Source organism: Mesorhizobium sp. B2-8-5, from assembly GCF_006440675.2.
In the GTDB taxonomy this organism is placed as follows: domain Bacteria; phylum Pseudomonadota; class Alphaproteobacteria; order Rhizobiales; family Rhizobiaceae; genus Mesorhizobium.
This window is the reverse complement of the sequence record NZ_CP083951.1, coordinates 1,885,252-1,906,748: the sequence shown is the minus strand read 5'-3', so window position 1 is coordinate 1,906,748 and position 21,497 is coordinate 1,885,252. Positions and strand designations below refer to the sequence as shown.

The following is a 21,497-nucleotide window of genomic DNA, read 5'->3' as shown; positions in this document are numbered from 1 at the left end:
CCGATGCAGTTCGATCTCCTGATAAAGGGCGGGCGCGTCATCGATCCCGCATCGGGCCTGGACGCGCAGCGCGACGTCGCCATCGCCGATGGGCGTGTTGCGGCGATCGAGGCCGCCATCGATGCCGAACATGCCACGCAGGTGGTCGACGCCAGGGATTGTATCGTCGCGCCCGGCCTCGTCGATCTGCACAGCCACGTCTATTGGGGCGGAACCTCGCTCGGCGTCGATGCCGACCGGCTCGCCGCCAAGAGCGGCACCACCACCTTCATCGACGCCGGCAGCGCCGGCGCCGGCAATTTGCTCGGCTTTCGCCGCCATGTCATCGAGCGCTCGAAGGTGCGCATCCTCGCTTACGTCAACATCTCCTTCGCCGGCATTTTCGGATTCTCGAACACCGTGTCTGTCGGCGAATGCAGCGACCTCAGGCTTTGCGAGCCGCGCGAGACGGTTGCCGCGGTACGCGAGCACGCCGACGTCGTCGTCGGCGTCAAGGTACGTTCCGGCAAGCATGCCGGCGGTTCGAGCGGCATCGCTCCGGTGGACCTGGCGTTGGAGGCCGCCGACAAGGCCGGCCTGCCGCTGATGGCGCATATCGACGAGCCGCCGCCGGGCCGCTCGGAAGTGCTGCCCAGGCTGCGCCGCGGCGACATCCTCACCCATTGCTTCCGCCCCTTCCCCAACGCGCCGGTCTTCGCCTCCGGCGCGGTGCGGCCGGACATGCGCCTCGCCCGCGAGCGCGGCGTCATCTTCGACATCGGCCACGGCATGGGCTCCTTCGACTTCGAGGTCGCCAAGGCGATGCTGGCCGAAGGCCTGGCTCCAGACGTGATTTCGAGCGACGTGCATCTCTACTGCGTCGACGGCCCGGCCTTCGACATGCTGGTCTGCATGTCGAAGCTGATGGCGCTCGGCATGCCGCTGGTCGAAGTGTTGCGCGCGGCGACCATGAATCCCGCTCAGGCGATTGCCCGGCCGGAGCTCGGTGCGCTGAAGGTCGGCGGCATCGGCGATGTCGCGGTGCTGAAGTTGCAGCAGGGCCGCTTCACCTTCGTCGACGCTGTCGGCGCGTCACTGGTCGCGGACCAGCGTCTGGTCTCCAACGGCATCGCCATCGGCGGCAAATGGTGGCCGAACGAGGCGCCCGACCACAATGAGACCGACCGCTTCGAGGCGCCTGCGCGCCACACGCATGTGGATGTGGCGGCGAGGCATTTTGGGCGGGGGTATGATTAGCTGATCTCTCCCTGAGGGGAGATGGCCGGCAGGATTGCGGCGGCGGCGCGTTTGACGAATGACTTCCCCCACTCCGTCGCTGCTTCGCAGCGCCACCTCTCCCCCCTCCGGAGGGAGAGGAAGGGAGCCAGCTGGAATAAGCGCGCCTTCCTCTCCCCCGTCGATCGGGGGAGAGGTGTCGAGCGAAGCTCGACGGAGTGGGGGTCGACCTTACCTCGCATTACTCGGCTCGCCATAGACAGGCGTCGCGATCCCCTCCATCCGCGCCTTGAGCTGCAGCGCCACATATTTCGAGTAGAATCTCGACAGCGCCAGATTGCCGCCGTGGAACCACAGCGCTTCCTGCGCCGTCGGCTTCCACATGTTGCGCAATTCGCCCTGCCACGGACCCGGATCGCCCTTGACGCCGGAGCCCAGCCCCCAGCACGGGCCGACTTTGTCGGCGGCCTCGCGCGAGACGATCCCCGCAACCGTCTCGTTCATCGACTGGTAGCCGGTGCAGCAGACGATGGCGTCGACGGCGAGCTCGCTGCCGTCCTCGAACAGGATGCCGGACGGCGTCAGCATCTTGATGCCGACGCGGCTCTTGACCTTGATCTCGCCGTTCAGGATCAGCTCGCAGGCGCCGACATCGATGTAATAGCCGGAGCCTGTGCGGTAGGCCTTCATCAGCAGCCCGGTCTCGTCCTCGCCGAAATCGATGGCGAAGCCGCTGTCGCTGAGGCGTTTGTAGAAATCCGCGTCGCGCGCCCGGATCGCGTCGTAGAGCGCGCGCTGGCCCTTCGGCACCAGCGCGAAGGGCGTCGAGGCCACGATCATGTCGGCCTTGTCGGTGGTGATGCCGCGGGCCAGCGCCTTCTCCGAAAAGATCTCGAAGCCGACATCCATCAGCGTGTCGGATTTCACCACGGTCGTCGGCGAACGCTGGACCATGGTGACCTTGGCGCCCGCTTCCCAGAGATCGACGCTGACATCGTGCCCCGAACTTGCAGCGCCGATCACCGCGACGCGCTCGCCGCGGAATTTCTCGCCGGTGGAATACTGGCTGGAATGCAAAAGCTCGCCCTTGAAGCTGTCCGTGCCCGGCAATTCGATCGGCCGCGGCGGACCATAGGCGCCGGTGGCGAAGACGATGTGTTTCGGCTTCAGCGTGACGCGCTGGCCGACGCGGTCGACCACCACCGTCCACACCTTTTCGGCCTCGTCATAGGCGGCGCTGATGCATTTGGTGGCCACCCAGTAATTCAGCTCCATGACGCGGGTATACATCTCCAGCCAGTCGCCCATCTTGTCCTTGGGCGTGAAGACCGGCCAGTTTTCCGGGAACGGAACATAGGGCAGATGGTCGTACCAGACCGGATCGTGCAGCACGAGCGAACGGTAGCGGTTGCGCCAGGAGTCGCCGGCGCGCGCGTTCTTCTCGATGACAAGGGTCGGAACGCCCAGTTGCCGCAGCCGGGCGCCGAGCATGATGCCGCCCTGCCCGCCGCCGATCACCAGGCAATAGGGCTGCTCGTGCACACCGAGGTCGCGCGCCTCGCGCGCCCTGGCTTCCGCCCAGGTTTCGCGTTTGGGGTCGGCCTTGTGGCGGATGCCGAGCGGCCGGGCCGGGCCTTTCCGCTCTTCGAAACCCTTGAGCTCGCTCATCGCCGTGAACAGCGTGCGGCAGCGGCCGTCCTTGAGCCGCAGGATCCCCTCGCCGCGCGCCACCGTCGTCTCGAAGCTGAACCAGGCTTCGACGATGCCATCGTCGACGCCTGGCTCTCCGGTCAGCCGCCAGTGCGACGGCTGCGCCAGGTGGAGCGTGGCCTTCAGCATCGCGCGGATCGCGGCCTGCCCCTCCATGGTCTTGATGTTCCATGTGAAAGTCAAAAGATCGCGCCAGTAGCAATCCTCCGCGAAGAGGTTCGTCGCCGCCTCGACGTCGCCGGCTTCGAGCGCCCGGCCGAAAGCGCCGAGCCAGGTTGCCGCCTGTTGCGATGGTGCGATGTCGAGCATTTTTGTCCTTCCCTCCGAATATATTCGAACGACACGGCCACCTTTGTCGACCTTGTCGAAACTCGCCTTGAGGCAGCCGATATTCAGGTGAGGCCGAGTCGAAAATGGTGGGTTCCGAGAACCGGAGCGGAGCGCACTTTTCGTACGTGAGCACCGGAAGCGTAGGGAACCGCCATTTGCAGGCCGGCCTCACCTGAATATCGGCTGCCTCAATCCCCCAGCGGCTCCATCTCCTTGCCGGTCCGGTGGATCTGGGCGTTGTATTTGATCCGGCGCACCGTTTCGCGCGCCGGGCCGTCGATCCTGTAGGCGGTTGCCACCGCCAGCAGATCGATGGCCGCCAGGAAAGCATAGCGCGACGCCGTCGGCTTCAGCGTGTCGGGATATTCGGGAACAGCCATCGTCAGCCGCACATCGCAGACGCGCGTCAGTTCGGTATCCGGCGCCGTCACGCAGATCGCGTTGGCGCGGTAATGCTTGGCGAGTTCCACCGCTTCGATCACCTCGCGCGTGCGCCCCGTTGCGGAAATCGCGATCACCAGATCGCCCGGCTTCAATGTCGAGGCGGTCATGCGCATCAAATACGGATCGCATTGCGCGCTGATGGTGATGCCGTAGCGGAACAGGCGGTATTGCGTCTCCTGCGCCAGCGCCGACGAGCTGCCGCCGAGGCCGAACACCGTCACCTGCCGCGCCTTGGCGATCAGTTCCGCGGCCTTTTGCAACTGTCCCGGATCGATCTGCCGCTCCGCCTCCTGCAGCGCGCGCCGCGCCTCGCCGAACACCGCGTTCCAGAACGGCATGCCGCTGTCGCCGTTCGCGGGTTGCGGCTTGGTGGCGAGATAGAGCGCGCCGACGACAAGGCTCTGCGCCAGCTTCAGCTTGAAATCGCGCACGCCATCGCAGCCGATGGCGCGGCAGAAGCGGGTGACCGTCGGCTCGCTGACCCCGGCGCGCTGGGCAAGCGCGGCGTTGGAAGCGTCGACCGCATATTTGACGTCGTCGAGCACGACGTCGGCGACGCGGCGCTCTGCCGGCCGCAATTCCGCATAGCTGTCCTTCACCTGCGAGATGATATCGGGAATGCGCCGGAGATGGTCGTGCCGCTCGTCGTCCTCGTCGGTCGCTCGCAACGCCTGGCTGTCAGCTTCGGTCATTCGCCAAGTCCTCCCCAGCCCGCTTCTGGAACTATCATCTTCGCGATTATCCGCCCGCTGGCCATAGGCAAATCAACCGAGACGGAGTATGTAGGAAAGTAACACACACGGCAAGGGATCATAAAATTTATGAAAACCAAACAGTTAGACAAAATCTGATTGAACCTGATTGCATCCGCCATCTGTCGCCGCTTGACAGTAAAGTAGGATAGTTACAGACTGATTTCGCGGACAGATGGGGCCTCCGGCAACGCATCGCGCAGTCTCCGAGGGGGAGCATGAATACGGCAAGCGCAACAACGCCGAAGCTCGGCGTGCAGGCAGCGACCAAGGTCTATCAAACGGCCTCCGGCGATCTTCTGGCGCTGGATCGCTGCAGCCTGGATGTGTGGCCGAACGAGATCGTATCCATCGTCGGCCCCTCCGGCTGCGGCAAGACCACGTTGTTGTGGTCGATGTCGGGCCTGCATCGGCTGACCGCGGGCGCGATCCTGCTCGACGGCAAGGAGATCACCGGCCCGCGGCCCGAGATCGGCATCGTCTTCCAGGAAGCGAACCTCCTGCCCTGGCGCAATCTCGACGCCAACATCAACTTCCCTTTCGAGATCAAGGGCGAGAAACCCGATCGCGCCTGGATCGCGCATCTGTTGAACCGCGTCGGGCTCGACGGCTTCGGCGGCAAGTTCCCGCGCGAGCTTTCCGGCGGCATGCAGCAGCGCGCCGCGATCGTGCGCGCGCTGGCGCTGAAACCCTCGGTGCTGCTGATGGACGAGCCTTTCGGCGCGCTCGACAGTTTCACCCGCGAGGAGATGAACCGCCTCGTCGAGGAGATCTGGCTCGACACCAAGACCACCATCGTCTTCATCACCCACAGCATCGAGGAAGCGATCTTCCTTTCCGACCGCGTGGTGGTGCTGACGACGCGGCCCGGCCGCGTCGCCAAGGTCTACGACGTGCCGTTCCCGCGGCCGCGCTCGCTGGAAATCATGGCGACGAAGGAGGTTTTCGATCTCACCAACAAAATCAAGATGGACATTGTCGGCGAACGCGTCCGGCCGAGTACGCCGGAGCGGCCGTCGGCCGAAATCGTGAGGATCAGGCCGTGAGCGGGGGCGACGCCATTCCGGAATTCTCCAAGGCGAAGTCAGGCGGCGACGGCCAGGATGTCAGCCTGACCAATCTTTCGGCCTTCGCCAGCGGCCCCGGCATCAAGTCCGGCGCCGAGGTGGCGGCCATCCTCGCCGTCGCGGTGGTGATCGTCGGCGGCATAGAGCTCGCGCTGCGCATCTTCCACGTGCCGCAATATATTATGCCGCCGCCGAGCTCGATCGCCTACGCCTTGTTCGACGAGTTCCCGCTGATCGCGCCGCATCTCGGCTACACGCTGGTCGAGCTCGTCTCGGGCTTCGCCGTCGGCGCCATGGTCGGCTTGGTGATGGCGGCGGTGATCACCCAGTTTCCCTTCGCCGAAAAAATCGTCGCGCCCTACATCCTCATCCTCGTCACCACGCCGATGTTGGCGCTGGTGCCGCTGCTCATCTTGCGCTTCGGCTTCGGCTATACGCCGCGCATCATCGCCGTGGCCTTGGCCGCCGGCCCGATGGTGATGATCAACGCCGCGACCGGCTTCCGCCGCGTCGACAGCGCCAAGATCGCTTTGGCCCGCTCCTATGGCGCCAGCACACTGCAGATCTTCTGGAAGATCCGCGCGCCGATGGCGCTGCCGATGATCCTGGTCGGGCTGATGATCGGCGCGATCTTCGGGCTGCTCACCGCCGTCGGCGCCGAGATGGTCGGCGGCGGCTTCGGCCTCGGCAACCGGCTGACCTCCTATTCGTCGATGATCCAGATGCCGCAATTCTTCGCGGTGGTGCTGATCCTGTCGACGCTCGGCATCCTGATCTACGTGCTGTTCTTCCTGATCGGCAAGAAATGGGCGAGCTGGGAAACATAAGCGCGAAAGGACGAGGTCGCCCGGGAGGCGGGCGAAGGCAAGCAATCAACAAAAGGGGAATGCCATGACCAACGAAAGCTCATTCGACACATCGACAAGAGCGGGCATCAGCCGCCGCTATTTCCTGCAGGTGACGGCGGCCGGCGTCGTGACCGCCACCGCGCTTGGCGCGTCTGGCCTGAAGGCCAGGGCGGCGGCCTATGAGAAATTCACCTGGATCTCGCCGCGCGGCACGCTGGAAGTGCTGGACGACTATCCCTACTGGTCGGCCAAGAAAGCCGGCTATTTCGGCGACCTCGCCACCGACATGCAGCCGGGCCCGTCGGATGGCACCGCGACGGTGAAGTTCGTCGATGTCGGCCAGGCCGACATGGGCTTCCCCTCGCCCGGCGTCTTCTCCTTCGCCATCCAGAACGGCATGAAGCTGAAGTCCGTCTTCCACATGGGCGCGCGCGACACCTTCAGCATCGCCTTCCGCAAGGGCCAGGGCACCAAGAACCTCAAGGATCTCGAAGGCAAGACCATCCTGCTCGGCTCCGCCGCCTGGCAGGCGATCGTCGATCCGCTGCTTGCGGCCCAAGGCGTCGACATCAAGAAGGTGAAATATGTCGAGGCCGGCTGGCCGACCTGGGGCACCGCGCTTGCCGGCGGCCAGGGCGATGCGGCGCTCTCCTGGGAGGGGCTGCGCGCCGAATGGATCGCAAAGGGCCTCGACTTCGAATACTGGCTCGGCGTGCAGAACTCGAAGCTGCCGGCCAACACGTTTGTCGTGCGCGCCGCCGATCTCGAGGACGCCGACAAGAAGGCCTTCCTGGAGAAATACCTGCGTGGCTGGGCGATGGGTCTCGAATTCGGCTACCAGAACCCGCGTGCCGCGGTCGAGGCCGTGTTCGAGCAGTTCCCGACCTTGGCCAAGAACCTCGGCCCCGAGCTCGGCACCACATCCATCCTGCAGCAGATCAACGTCTTCCGCGGCGACATGGACAAGCGTGGCGGCTGGGGCTCGCACGACATGGCGAGCTGGCAGGGCTTCTTCGACGAGATCCTCAAGATCGGCCAGATCACCGCGCCGGTGAAGGCGGAAGACGTCTGCACCAACGACCTGATCCCGGCCGCCAACGACTTCGACAAGGCCAAGGTCAAGGCCGACGCCGACGGCGTGAAGCTGTCGGAAGGCTTTGCCGCGCTCGACGTCGACAAGATCAAGGCGCACCTGTTCGATTCGGCAGTGAAGTAAGGGGGCAGGCTCCTTTCCTCTGCCTCCGGAAGGGGGAGAGGTGGCGCCGCGAAGCGGTGACGGAGTGGGAGAAGGCGTTCGCCAAACGCGTAGCCGCTGCAAGACAGGCACAATCTGGCGCGCAAGAAACCAGGCGCGCGGCGAAGGTCGACCCCCACTCCGTCGAGCTTTGCTCGACACCTCTCCCCCGATCGACGGGGGAGAGGAAGGGGCCGGGTGATGAGCGGCGGCGCTGACCTAGCTGGTTGTCCCAGATAGGCATACGAGCGGCGATCGATCGCCGCCCATGACTGAATCAAGAAATTAGGGAGGCTGAAATGGCCGACAAAGTGAAAATTCTGGTGGTTGGTCTGGGCAATATGGGCGCTTCGCATGCCAGCGCCTATCACCGCTCCGACGGCTTCGAGATCGTCGGCATCATGAGCCGCAGCATCAAGAGCAACAAGAAGATCCCGAAAGAACTCGCCGGCTACCCGCTCTACGAGGATTTCGACCTGGCGCTGAAGGAGACCAAGCCGGACGCGGTCTCCATCAACAGCTGGCCGAACACGCACGCCGAATACGCGCTGAAGGCGATCGCCGCCAACTGCCATGTGTTCATGGAAAAGCCGCTGGCCACCAACATCGCGGACGCCGAAAAGGTTGTGGCCGCGGCGCGGGCGAAGAACCGCAAGCTGGTGCTGGGCTACATCCTGCGCGTCCACCCGTCCTGGATCAAATTCATCGAGGTCGGCAAGACGCTCGGCAAGCCGTTGGTGATGCGCCTGAACCTCAACCAGCAGAGCAGCGGCACCGCCTGGCACTGGCACAAGAACCTGATCGATTCGCTGATCCCGATCGTCGACTGCGGCGTGCACTATGTCGACGTCATGTGCCAGCTGACCGGCGCCAAGCCGGTGCGCGTGCACGGCATCGGCGCAAAACTCTGGGCCGAGGCCGACAAGCAGAATTACGGCCATTTGCACGTCACCTTCGATGACGGCTCGGTCGGCTGGTATGAGGCGGGCTGGGGCCCGATGATGAGCGAGACGGCCTATTTCGTGAAGGACGTGGTCGGTCCCAAGGGCGCCGTCTCGATCGTCGCCGGCCAATCGGGCAGCAGCGCCAAGGACGCTGAGGAGGTGTCTGATTCCGCCGACATCGACCGCCACACCAAGACCGACGCGCTGAAGATCCATTATGCGCAGGTCGACGGCGACAAGAATTTTGCCAAGCCCGACGAGATCGTCAGCATGGAAGACGAACCTGGCCACCAGGAGCTTTGCGACCGTGAGCAGGCCTTCTTCCTGCGCGCCATCCGCGAGGATCTTGATTTGACCGAGCAGATGGATGCCGCGGTGAACAGCCTGCGCATCGTGCTGGCGGCCGAGCAGAGCATCGCGGAAAAGCGCACCGTCGAGCTGGCCTAAAGCCGTCGCTCCCTCATCCGGCCGCTTCGCGGCCACCTTCTCCCCTGCACGGAGAAGAGGTTGGCGCCGACGCCGACAATCTCCTCTCGCAGCGGGGAGAGGCCAGCCGAGCGAAGCGGAGGCTGGGTGAGGGCGAGTCCGGGCCAGTTCTCAGCCGACAGCACTTGCAAGTGGGAGGAAACACATGGTCGCGATCTCGAAGAGCTTGCTCGAAACCTACACCCAGTCCGACGCGCTGGCTCTCGCCGGACTTGTGAAGCGCGGCGAGGTTTCTCCCGCCGAGCTCGTCGAAGCGGCGATCACCATGATCGAGCGCCTGAACCCGGAACTCAACGCGGTCGTCCATCGTCTCTACGACCTGGCGCGCGCCCAGGCGGCGTCGGTTGACAAGAACGCGCCCTTCGCTGGGGTTCCCTATCTACTCAAGGAGCTCGCTTCGTCCTGGACCGGCGCGCCTCTCACCAATTCCTGCCGCTACCTCAAGGACTTCGTCGCCGATTCCGACAGCGAGGTGGTGCGACGCATCAAGGCGGCTGGCCTTATCCTCGTCGGGAAATCCAACGCGCCGGAAAACGGCTGGTCGATCACCACTGAGCCGAAACTCTACGGCACGACGAAGAACCCGTGGAAGGAAGGCGTCACGCCGGGCGGCTCGAGCGGCGGCGCTGCTGCCGCGATCGCCTCGCGCATGGTCTCGATCGCCGAAGCCAGCGACGGCGCCGGCTCGATCCGCGTTCCGGCTTCCTGCTGCGGCATTGTCGGCCTGAAGCCATCGCGCGGCCGCGTCAGCCTGGCGCCCTTCGGCGACTATTGGTATGGCGGCGCCTATTTCCTCTGCTGCTCGCGAACGATCCGCGACACCGCCGCCTATCTCGACGCGGTGGCCGGCACCCTGCCCGGCGACGCCTACACGCCGCCGGTGCCGGCGGACAGCTGGCTCAGCCTTTCCGCGCGAGCGCCGAAGAAACTGCACATCGGCTTTTCCGTCACGCCGCCCAACGGCACGGCGATTGATCCTGACGTCAAGGCAACCGTGCTCTCCACGGTCGCCGCGCTGGAACGTCTCGGCCACGACATCGAGGAGCACGACATGCCGCTCGACTCCGATGCCGTCTGGAAGATCTACACCGACATGACCTGCGTGCAGACGGCTGCCACTTTCGGCTTCCTGGAGACGCTGGTCGGCCGCCCCGTCACGCCGAACGATGTCGAACCGTTGACCTGGGCGATCATCCAGCGCGGCCGCGCGACCAGCGGCATCAAGCATATTTCGGATGTCGAGCAGTTGAGGTTGATCGGCCGCGATATCGTCGGCGACCTCAACCCCTATGACATCTTCATCACCCCGACGCTGACGCAACTGCCGCGTCCGCTCGGCTATTACGACATGTCGGAGACCGATCTCGATCGTTACAACGCCAAATGGGGCGACGCGGTCTTCAACTTCCCCTTCAACATCTCCGGCCTGCCGGCGATCTCGCTGCCGCTCGGGCAGTCGGCCGGCGGCGTGCCGATCGGCGTCCAGCTCGTCGGCCGTTACGGCGACGAGGCGATGGTGCTCGCGCTTTCCACGCAGTTGGAAGGGGAGATGCCGTGGAAGGATCGGCGGCCGGGAACTGGATTATAATCCACCACCTGAGAGCGGCGGTTCTGACGACTGCTCGGGCTCACGACTTAACGCCTGGAGCCGATAGACGTTCAGGGTTTCGACCATCTGCTCGGCCGACAACGGCCATATACCGGGTAACAAGGCTTTAGCTCCCAGTTTTTTGCTGATCCGCGTAAGCGGTGAAGCGGTTTTAGCCCCCGGTCGAAAATTGTAAGCAACTGCCTGGTTGCCTTTGGGTAAGTTATGGACAAAGAAGCCGTCAATGTCTGCCCAAAGAACTTGCTTCTGTGAACAGACTAGTCCGCCGCATAGAGTAAATCCGCAGCTATTCAGCCGCAGCGATTGTGGACGGATTATCAGCCAGCCGAACAGAGGTAAGCACAACCCAAAGAGAACCAGTCCAAGCTCGGTTAGGACACGTTCGAAATCGGTATCCGGCACAATCGTTGCACCGGCCCAGAAGAGAGCCAAGCTTCCAACAAGATACAGCACAGCTTTGCCTCTGGATCCACTTATGATCTTGGGTTCAAAGATCTCGCTCACTTCCTCGCCTTCCGCTGCAGGTATGTCGATTGACCCGGTCTTCAGAATTTCACGGACTAAACCACCATATAAGTTTACGGCGCCTATTCAGCAGGTTGGATAACGCGGTCGCCGCCCGCTCAAAACCCCTATAAAATTCCTATATCTTTCCCATCCCTCCCGTCTCGAACCTTTATGGCGATCGGGTCCATATTTCCGTTCGAAGAAACGCTGTGAACCGCCGTCGCCGCCAAGGTGACGAGCGTGTGCGTGCAGTTTTCAGCCCGCCTATGCGGTCTGCGGACACAAGTGGAAAACAAGGAACACCTGCAATGGACCTCATAGTTCTCGGGATCGGGGTTTTATTCTTCGCCCTGTCCTTAGCCTACGTCAAAGCCTGCGACAGAATCTGAGAAAGGACCGTACCATGCTTTTCGACTACATCCTCGGCGGCGCGGTGACCTTGTTCCTGCTTGCCTACCTCACCTACGCGCTGATCCGCCCAGAGCGCTTCTGACCGGTACGCGGAGAGCCCATCATGACCATAAATGGCTGGATACAGATCCTCGTCTATTGCGGCATCCTGCTTTTGCTCGTGAAGCCGCTCGGCTTCTATATGTACCGCGTCTTCAGCGGCGATCGCACCTTGCTGTCGCCGGTGCTCGTCCCTATCGAGCGTGGCCTCTATCGCCTCGCCGGCACGAGCGACAGGGAAGAACAGCACTGGGCCGTCTACGCGACGGGCATGCTGCTCTTCAATCTCGCCGGCCTGCTGGTCCTTTACGCGCTGCAGCGGCTGCAGGGCGTGCTGCCCTACAATCCCGCGGGCATGACCGCGGTCGACCCGCAGCTGGCCTTCAACACCGCCGCCAGCTTCATCACCAACACCAACTGGCAGAACTACGGCGGCGAAAGCACGATGTCCTATCTCGTGCAGATGGCCGGCCTCACCGTCCAGAACTTCGTCTCGGCCGCTACCGGTATTGCCATCGCGATCGCCTTGATCCGCGGCTTCGCACGCGCCTCCGGCAAGTCGATCGGCAATTTCTGGGTCGACCTCACCCGCTGCACGCTCTACGTGCTCCTGCCGCTCTGCATCGTGCTGACGCTTGCCTATGTGTGGCTCGGCATCCCGCAGACCCTTGGGCCGTATGTCGATGCCACCACGCTGGAGGGCGCCAAGCAGACGATCGCGCTCGGGCCGGTCGCGTCGCAGGTCGCCATCAAGATGCTCGGCACCAATGGCGGCGGCTTCTTCAACGCCAACGCCGCGCATCCGTTCGAGAATCCGGACGCCATCTCCAACCTGATCCAGATGCTGTCGATCTTCGCGCTCGGCGCCGGCCTCACCAATGTCTTCGGCCGCATGGTCGGCAACCAGCGCCAAGGCTGGGCGATCCTCGCCTCGATGGGCGTGCTGTTCCTCATCGGCGTCGCCGTCTGCTACTGGGCCGAGGCTGCCGGCAACCCGCTGGTCCATGCGCTCGGCATCGACGGCGGCAACATGGAAGGCAAGGAGACGCGCTTCGGTATCGCCGCCTCGGCGCTGTTCGCGGTCATCACCACGGCCGCCTCCTGCGGCGCCGTCAACGCCATGCACGATAGTTTCACAGCGCTCGGCGGCATGATCCCGCTGATCAACATGCAGCTCGGCGAAGTCATCGTCGGCGGTGTCGGCGCCGGCTTCTACGGCATCCTGATGTTCGTCGTCGTCGCCGTCTTCGTCGCCGGTCTGATGGTCGGCCGCACGCCGGAATATCTCGGCAAGAAGATCGAGGCCAGGGAGGTCAAGATGGCGATGCTTGCCATCCTGTGCCTGCCGCTGGCGATGCTGATCTTCACGGCCATCGCCGTTGTCCTGCCAAGCGCGGTGGCCTCGATGGCCAATGGCGGCCCGCACGGCTTCACCGAGGTGCTCTACGCCTATACTTCGGCGGCCGCGAACAACGGCTCGGCCTTCGGCGGCCTCTCCGGCAACACGCCCTGGTATAATCTGACCATGGCTGTCGGCATGCTGATGGGCCGCTTCCTGGTCATTATCCCGGCTTTGGCCATCACCGGCTCGCTCGCCGCCAAGAAGACCGTGCCTGCCTCCGCCGGGACCTTCCCGACCGACGGCACGCTGTTCGTCGGCCTGCTGGTCGGCGTCATCGTCATCGTCGGCGGCCTCACCTTCTTCCCGTCGCTCGCCGTCGGTCCGATCGTCGAGCATCTGGCGATGATCCATGGACAGACCTTCTGAGATGACCATGCCCCGCTTCAACGACATACGTGGCAACGACCGTCACCAGACCGGTGACGGAGCGCCCGACAACGGAAGGGGCGAGAAGCCTCGTCCTTTCCCGACCCTTTCAACCTTTCTCGGCATGGCGGCCGTGCTGTTCGTGCTGTGGCTACTGGCCATCGGCCTTCCGCGCCTTTTCCCGAAGACCGAACACCCGGCGCCGTCCAACATGACCGATACTGGAGCCCAAAAATGAGCCAGTCCAAATCCGCTGTCATCATGGATGCGCGCATCCTGGTGCCCGCCATCGGCGGCGCGTTCCGCAAGCTTGATCCGCGCACGCTGGTCAAGAATCCGGTGATGTTCGTCGTCGCGGTCGTCTCGCTGCTGACCACCGTGCTTTTCATCCGCGACCTGATCGCCGGCGGCGGCGATCTCGGTTTCACGCTGCAGATCATCATCTGGCTGTGGTTCACCGTGCTGTTCGCCAATTTCGCCGAGGCGGTGGCCGAGGGCCGCGGCAAGGCGCAGGCCGACTCGCTGCGCAAGGCGCGCACCGAAACCCAGGCCAAGCTGCTCACCAACGGCGACCGCACCAAATTCAAGCTGGTGCCGGGCACCAGCCTGAAGGTCGGCGATGTCGTGCTGGTCGAGGCCGGCGACATCATCCCATCCGACGGCGAGGTGGTCGAAGGCGTGGCGTCGGTCAACGAAGCGGCGATCACAGGCGAATCCGCGCCCGTCATCCGAGAATCCGGCGGCGACCGTTCGGCCGTCACCGGCGGCACCCAGGTTCTGTCCGACTGGATCCGCGTGCGCATCTCCGCCGCATCCGGCCAGACTTTCCTCGACCGCATGATCTCGCTGGTCGAGGGCGCCGAGCGCCAGAAGACGCCGAACGAGATTGCGCTCAACATCCTGCTTGTCGGCATGACGCTGATCTTCGTGCTGGCCACCGCGACCATCCCCAGCTTCGCCTCTTATTCGGGCGGCTATATCTCGGTGACCATCCTCGTTGCGCTCTTCGTGACGCTGATCCCGACCACGATCGGCGCGCTGCTGTCGGCCATCGGCATCGCCGGCATGGACCGCCTCGTGCGCTTCAACGTGCTTGCCATGTCCGGCCGCGCCGTCGAGGCCGCCGGCGACGTCGACACGCTTCTCCTCGACAAGACCGGCACCATCACGCTCGGCAACCGCCAGGCAACCGAGTTCCGTCCGGTCAAGGGCGTCACCGAGCAGGAGCTGGCCGATTCAGCACAGCTTGCATCGCTGGCCGACGAGACGCCGGAAGGCCGCTCGATCGTCGTGCTCGCCAAGGAGAAATACGCCATCCGCGCCCGCGACATGGCAACCTTGCACGCGACCTTCGTGCCCTTCACCGCGCAGACCCGCATGAGCGGCGTCGACATCGACGGTTCGTCGGTGCGCAAGGGCGCGGTCGATGCGGTGCTCAATCACGTGAACCAGGCGACCGTCGCCGCCCATGGCACGCGTCCGACGACCGAAACGATCCGCGACCTGCAGGCGATCGCCGACGAGATCGCCAAGGCCGGCGGCACGCCGCTGGCGGTCGAGCGCGACGGCCGCCTGCTCGGCGTCGTCCACCTCAAGGACATCGTCAAGGGCGGCATCCGCGAGCGTTTCGCGGAGCTGCGCAAGATGGGCATCCGCACGGTGATGATCACCGGCGACAACCCGCTCACCGCGGCTGCCATCGCCGCCGAAGCCGGCGTCGACGACTTCCTCGCCCAGGCAACGCCCGAGAACAAGCTGTCGCTGATCCGCGAGGAGCAGGCCAAGGGCAAGCTGGTCGCCATGTGCGGCGACGGCACCAACGACGCGCCGGCGCTGGCCCAGGCCGATGTCGGCGTCGCCATGAACACCGGCACCGTCGCCGCGCGCGAGGCCGGCAACATGGTCGACCTCGACAGCGATCCCACCAAGCTGATCGAGATCGTCGAGATCGGCAAGGCGCTGTTGATGACGCGCGGCTCGCTGACGACCTTCTCCATCGCCAACGACGTGGCCAAGTACTTCGCCATCATCCCGGCGATGTTCGCGGTCTTCTACGTCGCGCCCGGCCAGTCCACCGGTCCGCTGCAGGCGCTCAACGTCATGCATCTGGCGACGCCGCAGAGCGCCATTCTGTCGGCCATCATCTTCAACGCGCTGATCATCATCGCGCTGATCCCGCTGTCGCTGAAAGGCGTGAAATATCGCGCCATCGGGGCGGGCTCGCTGCTCACCCGCAATCTGCTGATCTATGGCCTCGGCGGCATCGTCGTGCCGTTCGTCGGCATCAAGGCGATCGACCTGATCGTCACGGCTCTAGGCCTCGCATAAGGACTTGCCCCGATGTTCAAGCAACTCAGACCCGCCTTTGTCATGATCGTCTTCTTCACCGTGCTGACCGGCCTCGTCTATCCGATCGGCATGACCGGCATCGCCCAGGCGCTGTTTCCGAACCAGGCCAATGGCAGCCTTATCGAAAAGGATGGCAAGGTCATCGGCTCCAGCCTGATCGGCCAGGCTTTCGCCAGCGACCGCTATTTCCACGGCCGGCCGTCGGCGGCCGGTGACGGTTACAACGCCGCGTCCTCGGGCGGATCGAATCTCGGCCCTACCAACCCCAAGCTCATCGACCGCATCAAGGATGACGCTGGGAAGCTGAAGGCCGAGAACCCGAACCAGCCGGTGCCCATGAACCTCGTCACCACGTCGGGCAGCGGCCTGGATCCCGACATCAGCCCGGAGGCCGCCTATTTCCAGGTGCCGCGCGTCGCCAAGGCCCGCACCATGGACGAGGCCAAGGTGAAGGCGCTGGTCGACAGCCATGTCGAGGACCGCGAGCTTGGCGTCCTCGGGGAGCCGGTGGTCAACGTGCTGGCGCTGAACCTGGCGCTGGACGAGTTGAAGTAATCCACCCGCGCCGGGGATCGACACGATCCCCGGCGCAATTCATGATTGGACCTGATGCCCGACGACAGGACCGACCCTAAGAACCGACCCTCCCCCGACGCGCTCCTCGAGCATGCCGAACGCGAGGGCCGTGGCCGCCTGCGCATATTTCTCGGCGCCGCGCCCGGCGTCGGCAAGACCTACGAGATGCTGATGGCGGGCCGCGCCCGCCGCGCCGACGGCATCGATGTCGTGATCGGCATTGTCGAGACCCATGGCCGCAAGGAAACCCAGGCCCTGGTCGACGGCTATGAGGTGATCCCACGCCGCCTGGTCGAGTATCGCGACCAGACGCTCGACGAAATGGACATCGACGCCATCCTGAAGCGGCGCCCTGCGCTGGTCCTGGTCGACGAGCTTGCCCATACCAACGCGCCCGGCAGCCGGCATCCCAAACGCTATCTCGATGTGCAGGAGATCCTTGCGCAAGGCATCGACGTCTACACCACGCTCAACATCCAGCATGTCGAAAGCCTGAACGACGTCGTCGCCCAGATCACCCGCGTCCGGGTGCGCGAGACGGTTCCCGATTCCGTCATCGACGAGGCCGATGACATCGAGATCATCGACCTCACACCCGACGACCTGATCAAACGCCTGCAGGACGGGAAGGTCTATTTCCCCAACACCGCGCAGCGCGCCATTGAGAATTATTTCTCGCCGGGCAATCTGACGGCGCTGCGCGAGCTGGCCCTGCGCCGCACCGCCCAGCGCGTCGACGAGCAGTTGCTCAACCACATGCAGTCGCATGCCATTCCGGGCCCGTGGGCGGCCGGCGAGCGGGTTCTCGTCTGCGTCGACTCGCAACCCGGCGGAGCGGCCCGCATCCGCTACGCGCGCCGGCTCGCCGACCGGCTGCGCGCGCCCTGGACGGCGCTGCATGTCGACACGCCGCGGCTCGCCGGCTTGTCCGAGGAGGACAAGGATCGCCTGGCCAGGAACCTGCGCCTTGCCGAACAGCTCGGCGCCGAGATCGCCACCATTCCCGGCCAGAACGTCGCCCAGGACATCGTGCGCCACGCGACGGCGAATAATTTCACCCATATCGTCATCGGCAGGCCGACCCGCTCGCGCTGGCGCGAGCTGATCGAGGGCTCGCTCACCTATGACCTGATCCGCAATGCCGGCGACATCAGCGTCCATGTCATTTCAGGCGCCGAGCGCGATGGCGACACACCGTCGGCACGGGTCAAGGCCGCGCCCGAGCAGAAGCCTTTCCAGGTCTGGCCCTACCTGTTCTCGACGGCCTATGTCGCCGGCGCGCTGGCCGTCAGCTCGATCCTCGACCAGTTCCTCGACGTCCGCAATCTTGCCAGCGTCCTGCTTCTGGCGGTGCTGACCGCGGCCGTGACCTTCGGGCTCTGGCCAGCCCTCTATGCCTGTTTCCTGAGCGCGCTTGCCTTCAATTTCTTCTTCCTCGAGCCGCGCTACACGCTGACGATCAGGGATCCGGAAAGCATCGTCGCCTTCACGGTCTTCCTCGTCGTAGCCGTGATCGCCAGCAACCTGACCGCGCGTGTTCAGCGCCAGGCGGTCGCCGCCCGCTCGCGGGCGCGCGCCACCGAGGACATCTACTCCTTCTCCAAGAAGCTCGCCGGCGCCGGCACGCTCGACGACGTGCTGTGGGCCACCGCCTTCCAGATCGCCTCGATGCTGAAGGTCCGCGTCGTGCTGCTCCTGCCGGAAAACGGCACTATCACCGTCAAGGCCGGCTATCCGCCGGACGACACGCTGGCCGAAGCCGATATCGCGGCCGCCCGCTGGGCCTGGGAGCACAACCGCGCCGCCGGCCGCGGCGCCGACACCTTGCCTGGCGCAAAACGCCTCTATCTCCCCCTGCGGACGGGGCGCACCGCGATCGGCGTGGTCGGTCTCGACAACGACAAGCAAGGGCCCCTGCTGACGCCCGAGCAGCAGCGGCTGCTCGACGCCCTGGCCGACCAGGCAGCGGTCGCCATCGAGCGCGTTCAGCTCGTCGCCGATGTCGACCGCGCCAGGCTGGCCGCCGAAGCGGACCGCTTGCGCTCGGCGCTGCTTACCTCCATCTCGCATGACCTTAAGACGCCGCTTGCCGCGATCATGGGCGCGGCCGGCACGCTGAAGGAATTCGCGCCGGCGCTGCCGGAAAACGATCGCGCCGAACTTCTGGCGACGGTTGTCAGCGAAGCGGAGCGGCTGAACCGCTTCATCGCCAATCTGCTCGACATGACCAGGATAGAGTCGGGCGCGATGGAGCCAAACCACGCATTCCACTATGTCGGAGACGTCGTCGGATCGGCGTTGAACCGGGCGCGGAAGATCACCGCCGAACACAAGATAGAAACCGACATTCCTGCCGATCTGCCGATGCTGCGGCTCGATCCCGTTCTGTTCGAGCAGGCATTGTTCAACCTCCTCGACAATGGCGCCAAATATGCCTCGCCGGGCTCGGCCATCCGGCTGCAGGCCTGGGTCGACAACGGCGCCGTCATCCTGCAGGTGATGGACGAGGGACCGGGCATTCCGCCCGACGACCTGGAGCGGATATTCGACACCTTCTACCGCGTGCGCAAGCGCGACCAGGTGCGCGCCGGCACGGGTCTCGGCCTGTCGATCAGCCGCGGCTTCATCGAGGCGATGGGCGGCACGATCGCGGCGGCCAACCGCACCGACCGTCTGGGCGCGATCTTCACCATCCGCATGCCGCTGCCGGCTGAGTTGCCGGCGCTCGGCGCTCCCCTTACGGACGACGCGGCATGACGAACCAGACCGTCTCCATCCTGGTCGTCGACGACGAACCGCCGATCCGCAAATTGCTGCGCGTCGGCCTCGGCAGCCAGGGCTACGCGGTCTCCGAGGCGCCTAACGCCAAGGCGGCGATCGAACTCATGCAGGCCGAACGGCCCGACCTTATCCTGCTCGATCTCGGCCTGCCCGGCATGACCGGCCTCGAGCTGCTCGGCAAATGGCGCGGCGACGGCCTCGACGTTCCGGTCGTCATCCTGTCCAGCCGCACCGACGAGGCCGGTATCGTCGCCGCGCTCGAGCTCGGCGCCGATGACTATGTGACCAAGCCTTTCGGCATGAACGAGCTGGTCGCGCGCATTCGCGTGGCGCTGCGCCACAAATTCCAGCAGCAGGGCGAGAAGCCGGTGTTCCACACCGGCGACCTTTCCGTCGACCTGGTGAAGCGCATCGTCAAGGTCGAGGACAAGGAAGTGAAACTGTCGCCCAAGGAATACGACATCCTGCGCATGCTCGTGCAATATGCCGGCAAGGTGCTGACGCACCAGTTCCTGATGAAGCAGATCTGGAACGACTCCACCGACGTCCAGTATCTGAGAGTCTATGTGCGCCAGCTGCGGCAGAAGATCGAGAAGACGCCGGACCAGCCGCGCTACATCATCACCGAGACCGGCGTCGGCTACCGTCTGCGCGAGGTTGAGTAGCGAGGCAAACCGTGGTGGTTGGCCGAAGCCTTCCAACCTCGTCATCCCTGGGCGGAGCAGCCGCGAAGCGGCGCGGCGCTCCTATGTCACGGAATGGATCCTCGGGTCTGCGCCGCGTCGCTTCGCTCCTTGCTTCGCCCGTGGATGACGAAGCGTTCAGCCGGCCGGTCTCCGACAAACTAGTCCGCCGACAGGTCCGCCGTCCGCGCCAGCGCGCTGCCGAAGCCGTTGAGCGAGATGGTGAAGGAGATCGGCTGCGTCGTGTCGGCCGCCGTGGCGTTGATTTTCAGCGTGGTGCCGTTCTGCAAGAGCGGCGTGGTATCGGCATCGAACGTCACCGGCACCAGGCAGCCGACCGCCTGGCAGGTGTTGAACTGCAGCGTCCCGTCCAGCTTCTTGTCGTCGATCTCAAGCGAAATGCCGTTGGCCAGGGCAAGCCCGAAGGGCAGCGCCAGCGTGCCGGCGGCGTCCTGGCCCGTCTTGGTCGTCAATTCGATCGCCAGCAGCCGCTGGCCGCTCTGCTTGTTGAACTGCTGATGTGACAGGCTGCAGACCTTGTTCGTGCCGGTGACTTGGCAGTTGACCGTCCAGTCGCCATGCGTTTCCGACAGCGCCGAGGCGCCGCCCGGCAGTTGCGGCTTGGCCGCTGCGTCGGCGGGCTGGGCCGCTGGCGCCACCTTGTCGCCCTTGTTTTGCGCGGCAAATCCCGCTGCCGGCATACCGGTAATGCAGGCGGCTACCAGCATCGCCGCGAGATACGCGTACTTCGTCCTCATGACTTCCCTTCTTGGCCGCCGCCCCGCGTCAGCTAGAAGCTGACCTTGAGAGACGCGCTGACCGCGTTCTGCTTGACCGTTTCCCCGAAGGCGCCGTTGTACCTGAGCGCCAGCCCGACTCCGTTGACGCCCATTGAGCTCCAGCCCGGCGCCGACCCGATAGAGCGGCGAATCGATGGCTTCCGTCAAGTGCAATGCCGGGTTGCCGGGCAGATTCTCGGCGGCGGCGAAACGCCCCTCGATCTCCCTCTGCTTGGTGGAGAATTCGACGCCGGCCTTTCCGTAGATGCGGAAGCTGGCGATGTCGCTGACCGGGATGTCGGCCCCGACCTCCAGTGCCGGCGCAACGGCATAGCCAATCGCCCGGCTTCCGTGGGCCGCATCACGTTTCGCAGTGCCCATGGCGTTATTGGCCGCCCGCACTATATGAAGTGCATGGTTTTTCCTATGGGAGCCGTGCGGATGCTTCGTCACATTCAGGCTGTTCTGGCAGGCGCCGTGCTGGCGGCCGCGATTTCTCAGGTTGCGGCGTCTCATGCGCAGATTGTCATCCCGACGAATCGCGACGCATTGGTGCAGCAGAACCAGCTGCAGCAGTTGCAGAACCGCTTGCAGCGGCAGCAATACCAGCAGCAACAGCAATTGTATCGCGAGCTTGACCGGCAGAGCGCGCCCAAGCCCAAGCCCGATGTGCCGGTATATGACAAGACCTGTCGGATGGAAGCGGTCGGCAACACGATTTCACGGGTTTGCCGCTGACATTTTGTTTTTTTCAGTTTATTAGCCGACTTACTTGCTGGCAAATTGCCGGATTGCAAGGGCGGTGGTTCTAGAGCAATTCCAGGAAAAGTGTGACACGGTTTTCCGTCGGGAATTGCGTCAAAACTAAAGAGATAGAGCGGTTCGCCGTTTCCGTGAAACGGTGAAACGCTCTAGGGTTTGCAGGAGGACAGGTTTTTGCCGCGCGAGAGCGTATGGCAGGGATG

18 protein-coding genes are annotated in these 21,497 nt (G+C 64.5%); 14 read left to right on the top strand and 4 right to left on the bottom strand.

The window, feature by feature from the left end; translation table 11 throughout:
* Positions 1 to 3: 3 nt before the first annotated feature.
* Complete coding sequence (locus FJ430_RS09255; RefSeq protein WP_140710273.1) at positions 4 to 1,236, top strand: amidohydrolase/deacetylase family metallohydrolase; 1,233 nt, start codon at positions 4 to 6, stop codon at positions 1,234 to 1,236.
* A 210-nt stretch (positions 1,237 to 1,446) separates the two neighbouring features.
* On the opposite strand, the gene FJ430_RS09250 is transcribed toward FJ430_RS09255, so the two are convergent.
* Together FJ430_RS09250 and FJ430_RS09245 are read right to left on the bottom strand one after the other, a co-directional pair.
* The gene (locus FJ430_RS09250; RefSeq protein WP_140710271.1) at positions 1,447 to 3,234 is read right to left on the bottom strand and encodes an NAD(P)/FAD-dependent oxidoreductase; all 1,788 of its coding nucleotides are present in this window, start codon (positions 3,232 to 3,234) and stop codon (positions 1,447 to 1,449) included.
* Positions 3,235 to 3,443: 209 nt separating this feature from the next.
* Positions 3,444 to 4,391 carry a MurR/RpiR family transcriptional regulator gene (locus FJ430_RS09245; RefSeq protein ID WP_140647920.1) on the bottom strand — a complete coding sequence of 316 codons (948 nt, stop codon included), beginning with the start codon at positions 4,389 to 4,391 and terminating at the stop codon, positions 3,444 to 3,446.
* A 278-nt stretch (positions 4,392 to 4,669) separates the two neighbouring features.
* Here FJ430_RS09245 and FJ430_RS09240 point away from each other — a divergent pair, with 278 nt between their 5' ends.
* The 5 genes from FJ430_RS09240 to FJ430_RS09220 all read left to right on the top strand — a co-directional run bounded on the left by FJ430_RS09240 (position 4,670) and on the right by FJ430_RS09220 (position 10,618).
* Complete coding sequence (locus FJ430_RS09240; protein WP_140710269.1) at positions 4,670 to 5,497, top strand: ABC transporter ATP-binding protein; 828 nt, start codon at positions 4,670 to 4,672, stop codon at positions 5,495 to 5,497.
* The gene (locus tag FJ430_RS09235) at positions 5,494 to 6,345 is read left to right on the top strand and encodes an ABC transporter permease (RefSeq protein WP_140710267.1); all 852 of its coding nucleotides are present in this window, start codon (positions 5,494 to 5,496) and stop codon (positions 6,343 to 6,345) included. The genes FJ430_RS09240 and FJ430_RS09235 overlap by 4 nt, the downstream gene beginning before the upstream one ends.
* A gap of 64 nt (positions 6,346 to 6,409) precedes the next feature.
* Positions 6,410 to 7,582: an ABC transporter substrate-binding protein gene (locus tag FJ430_RS09230; RefSeq protein WP_140710265.1), complete on the top strand. Its 1,173-nt coding sequence runs from the start codon at positions 6,410 to 6,412 to the stop codon at positions 7,580 to 7,582.
* Positions 7,583 to 7,899: 317 nt separating this feature from the next.
* Complete coding sequence (locus FJ430_RS09225; RefSeq protein ID WP_140658103.1) at positions 7,900 to 8,991, top strand: Gfo/Idh/MocA family protein; 1,092 nt, start codon at positions 7,900 to 7,902, stop codon at positions 8,989 to 8,991.
* Between the two features lie 184 nt (positions 8,992 to 9,175).
* Positions 9,176 to 10,618, top strand: a complete 1,443-nt coding sequence (locus FJ430_RS09220) for an amidase (RefSeq protein ID WP_140710263.1) — start codon at positions 9,176 to 9,178, stop codon at positions 10,616 to 10,618.
* Here the strand turns inward: FJ430_RS09220 and FJ430_RS09215 are convergent.
* Complete coding sequence (locus FJ430_RS09215; RefSeq protein ID WP_140710261.1) at positions 10,613 to 11,143, bottom strand: hypothetical protein; 531 nt, start codon at positions 11,141 to 11,143, stop codon at positions 10,613 to 10,615. The two genes, FJ430_RS09220 and FJ430_RS09215, sit on opposite strands and share 6 nt — an antisense overlap.
* 406 nt (positions 11,144 to 11,549) lie before the next feature.
* On the opposite strand from FJ430_RS09215, the gene FJ430_RS09210 reads away from it, so the two are divergent.
* From FJ430_RS09210 to FJ430_RS09180, 7 genes are read left to right on the top strand one after another with little or no spacing between them, the layout of a single operon-like run.
* Positions 11,550 to 11,639, top strand: coding sequence for a K(+)-transporting ATPase subunit F (locus tag FJ430_RS09210; protein WP_036257910.1), 90 nt, complete (start codon positions 11,550 to 11,552; stop codon positions 11,637 to 11,639).
* A gap of 21 nt (positions 11,640 to 11,660) precedes the next feature.
* Complete coding sequence (kdpA, locus tag FJ430_RS09205; protein ID WP_140710257.1) at positions 11,661 to 13,364, top strand: potassium-transporting ATPase subunit KdpA; 1,704 nt, start codon at positions 11,661 to 11,663, stop codon at positions 13,362 to 13,364.
* Between the two features lies 1 nt (position 13,365).
* Positions 13,366 to 13,602 carry a hypothetical protein gene (locus tag FJ430_RS09200; protein WP_226892121.1) on the top strand — a complete coding sequence of 79 codons (237 nt, stop codon included), beginning with the start codon at positions 13,366 to 13,368 and terminating at the stop codon, positions 13,600 to 13,602.
* Complete coding sequence (kdpB, locus tag FJ430_RS09195) at positions 13,599 to 15,692, top strand: potassium-transporting ATPase subunit KdpB (protein WP_140710253.1); 2,094 nt, start codon at positions 13,599 to 13,601, stop codon at positions 15,690 to 15,692. The genes FJ430_RS09200 and kdpB overlap by 4 nt, the downstream gene beginning before the upstream one ends.
* 12 nt (positions 15,693 to 15,704) lie before the next feature.
* Positions 15,705 to 16,268: a potassium-transporting ATPase subunit KdpC gene (gene kdpC, locus FJ430_RS09190; RefSeq protein ID WP_140710251.1), complete on the top strand. Its 564-nt coding sequence runs from the start codon at positions 15,705 to 15,707 to the stop codon at positions 16,266 to 16,268.
* Positions 16,269 to 16,322: 54 nt separating this feature from the next.
* The gene (locus FJ430_RS09185) at positions 16,323 to 19,046 is read left to right on the top strand and encodes a sensor histidine kinase (protein WP_140710249.1); all 2,724 of its coding nucleotides are present in this window, start codon (positions 16,323 to 16,325) and stop codon (positions 19,044 to 19,046) included.
* Positions 19,043 to 19,735 carry a response regulator transcription factor gene (locus tag FJ430_RS09180; protein ID WP_140647932.1) on the top strand — a complete coding sequence of 231 codons (693 nt, stop codon included), beginning with the start codon at positions 19,043 to 19,045 and terminating at the stop codon, positions 19,733 to 19,735. Before FJ430_RS09185 ends, FJ430_RS09180 begins: the two co-directional genes overlap by 4 nt.
* A gap of 179 nt (positions 19,736 to 19,914) precedes the next feature.
* Here the strand turns inward: FJ430_RS09180 and FJ430_RS09175 are convergent, their stop codons facing one another.
* The gene (locus FJ430_RS09175) at positions 19,915 to 20,511 is read right to left on the bottom strand and encodes an invasion associated locus B family protein (protein WP_140710247.1); all 597 of its coding nucleotides are present in this window, start codon (positions 20,509 to 20,511) and stop codon (positions 19,915 to 19,917) included.
* A gap of 45 nt (positions 20,512 to 20,556) precedes the next feature.
* Here FJ430_RS09175 and FJ430_RS09170 point away from each other — a divergent pair, with 45 nt between their 5' ends.
* Positions 20,557 to 21,270 (top strand): hypothetical protein, encoded by a 714-nt coding sequence (locus tag FJ430_RS09170; protein WP_226892120.1) that lies wholly within the window; start codon positions 20,557 to 20,559, stop codon positions 21,268 to 21,270.
* Positions 21,271 to 21,497 lie beyond the last annotated feature (227 nt).

Excerpts from the sequence above, each read along its gene's own strand:
- FJ430_RS09230 (WP_140710265.1), top strand. The coding sequence starts at position 6,410 with ATGACCAACGAAAGCTCATTCGACACATCGACAAGAGCGGGCATCAGC.
- FJ430_RS09200 (WP_226892121.1), top strand. The coding sequence starts at position 13,366 with ATGACCATGCCCCGCTTCAACGACATACGTGGCAACGACCGTCACCAG.
- FJ430_RS09220 (WP_140710263.1), top strand. The coding sequence starts at position 9,176 with ATGGTCGCGATCTCGAAGAGCTTGCTCGAAACCTACACCCAGTCCGAC.
- FJ430_RS09250 (WP_140710271.1), bottom strand. The coding sequence starts at position 3,234 with ATGCTCGACATCGCACCATCGCAACAGGCGGCAACCTGGCTCGGCGCT.
- kdpB (WP_140710253.1), top strand. The coding sequence starts at position 13,599 with ATGAGCCAGTCCAAATCCGCTGTCATCATGGATGCGCGCATCCTGGTG.
- FJ430_RS09245 (WP_140647920.1), bottom strand. The coding sequence starts at position 4,391 with ATGACCGAAGCTGACAGCCAGGCGTTGCGAGCGACCGACGAGGACGAC.
- FJ430_RS09255 (WP_140710273.1), top strand. The coding sequence starts at position 4 with ATGCAGTTCGATCTCCTGATAAAGGGCGGGCGCGTCATCGATCCCGCA.
- kdpC (WP_140710251.1), top strand. The coding sequence starts at position 15,705 with ATGTTCAAGCAACTCAGACCCGCCTTTGTCATGATCGTCTTCTTCACC.
- FJ430_RS09180 (WP_140647932.1), top strand. The coding sequence starts at position 19,043 with ATGACGAACCAGACCGTCTCCATCCTGGTCGTCGACGACGAACCGCCG.
- FJ430_RS09210 (WP_036257910.1), top strand. The coding sequence starts at position 11,550 with ATGCTTTTCGACTACATCCTCGGCGGCGCGGTGACCTTGTTCCTGCTT.
- FJ430_RS09175 (WP_140710247.1), bottom strand. The coding sequence starts at position 20,511 with ATGAGGACGAAGTACGCGTATCTCGCGGCGATGCTGGTAGCCGCCTGC.
- FJ430_RS09225 (WP_140658103.1), top strand. The coding sequence starts at position 7,900 with ATGGCCGACAAAGTGAAAATTCTGGTGGTTGGTCTGGGCAATATGGGC.
- FJ430_RS09185 (WP_140710249.1), top strand. The coding sequence starts at position 16,323 with ATGCCCGACGACAGGACCGACCCTAAGAACCGACCCTCCCCCGACGCG.
- kdpA (WP_140710257.1), top strand. The coding sequence starts at position 11,661 with ATGACCATAAATGGCTGGATACAGATCCTCGTCTATTGCGGCATCCTG.
- FJ430_RS09240 (WP_140710269.1), top strand. The coding sequence starts at position 4,670 with ATGAATACGGCAAGCGCAACAACGCCGAAGCTCGGCGTGCAGGCAGCG.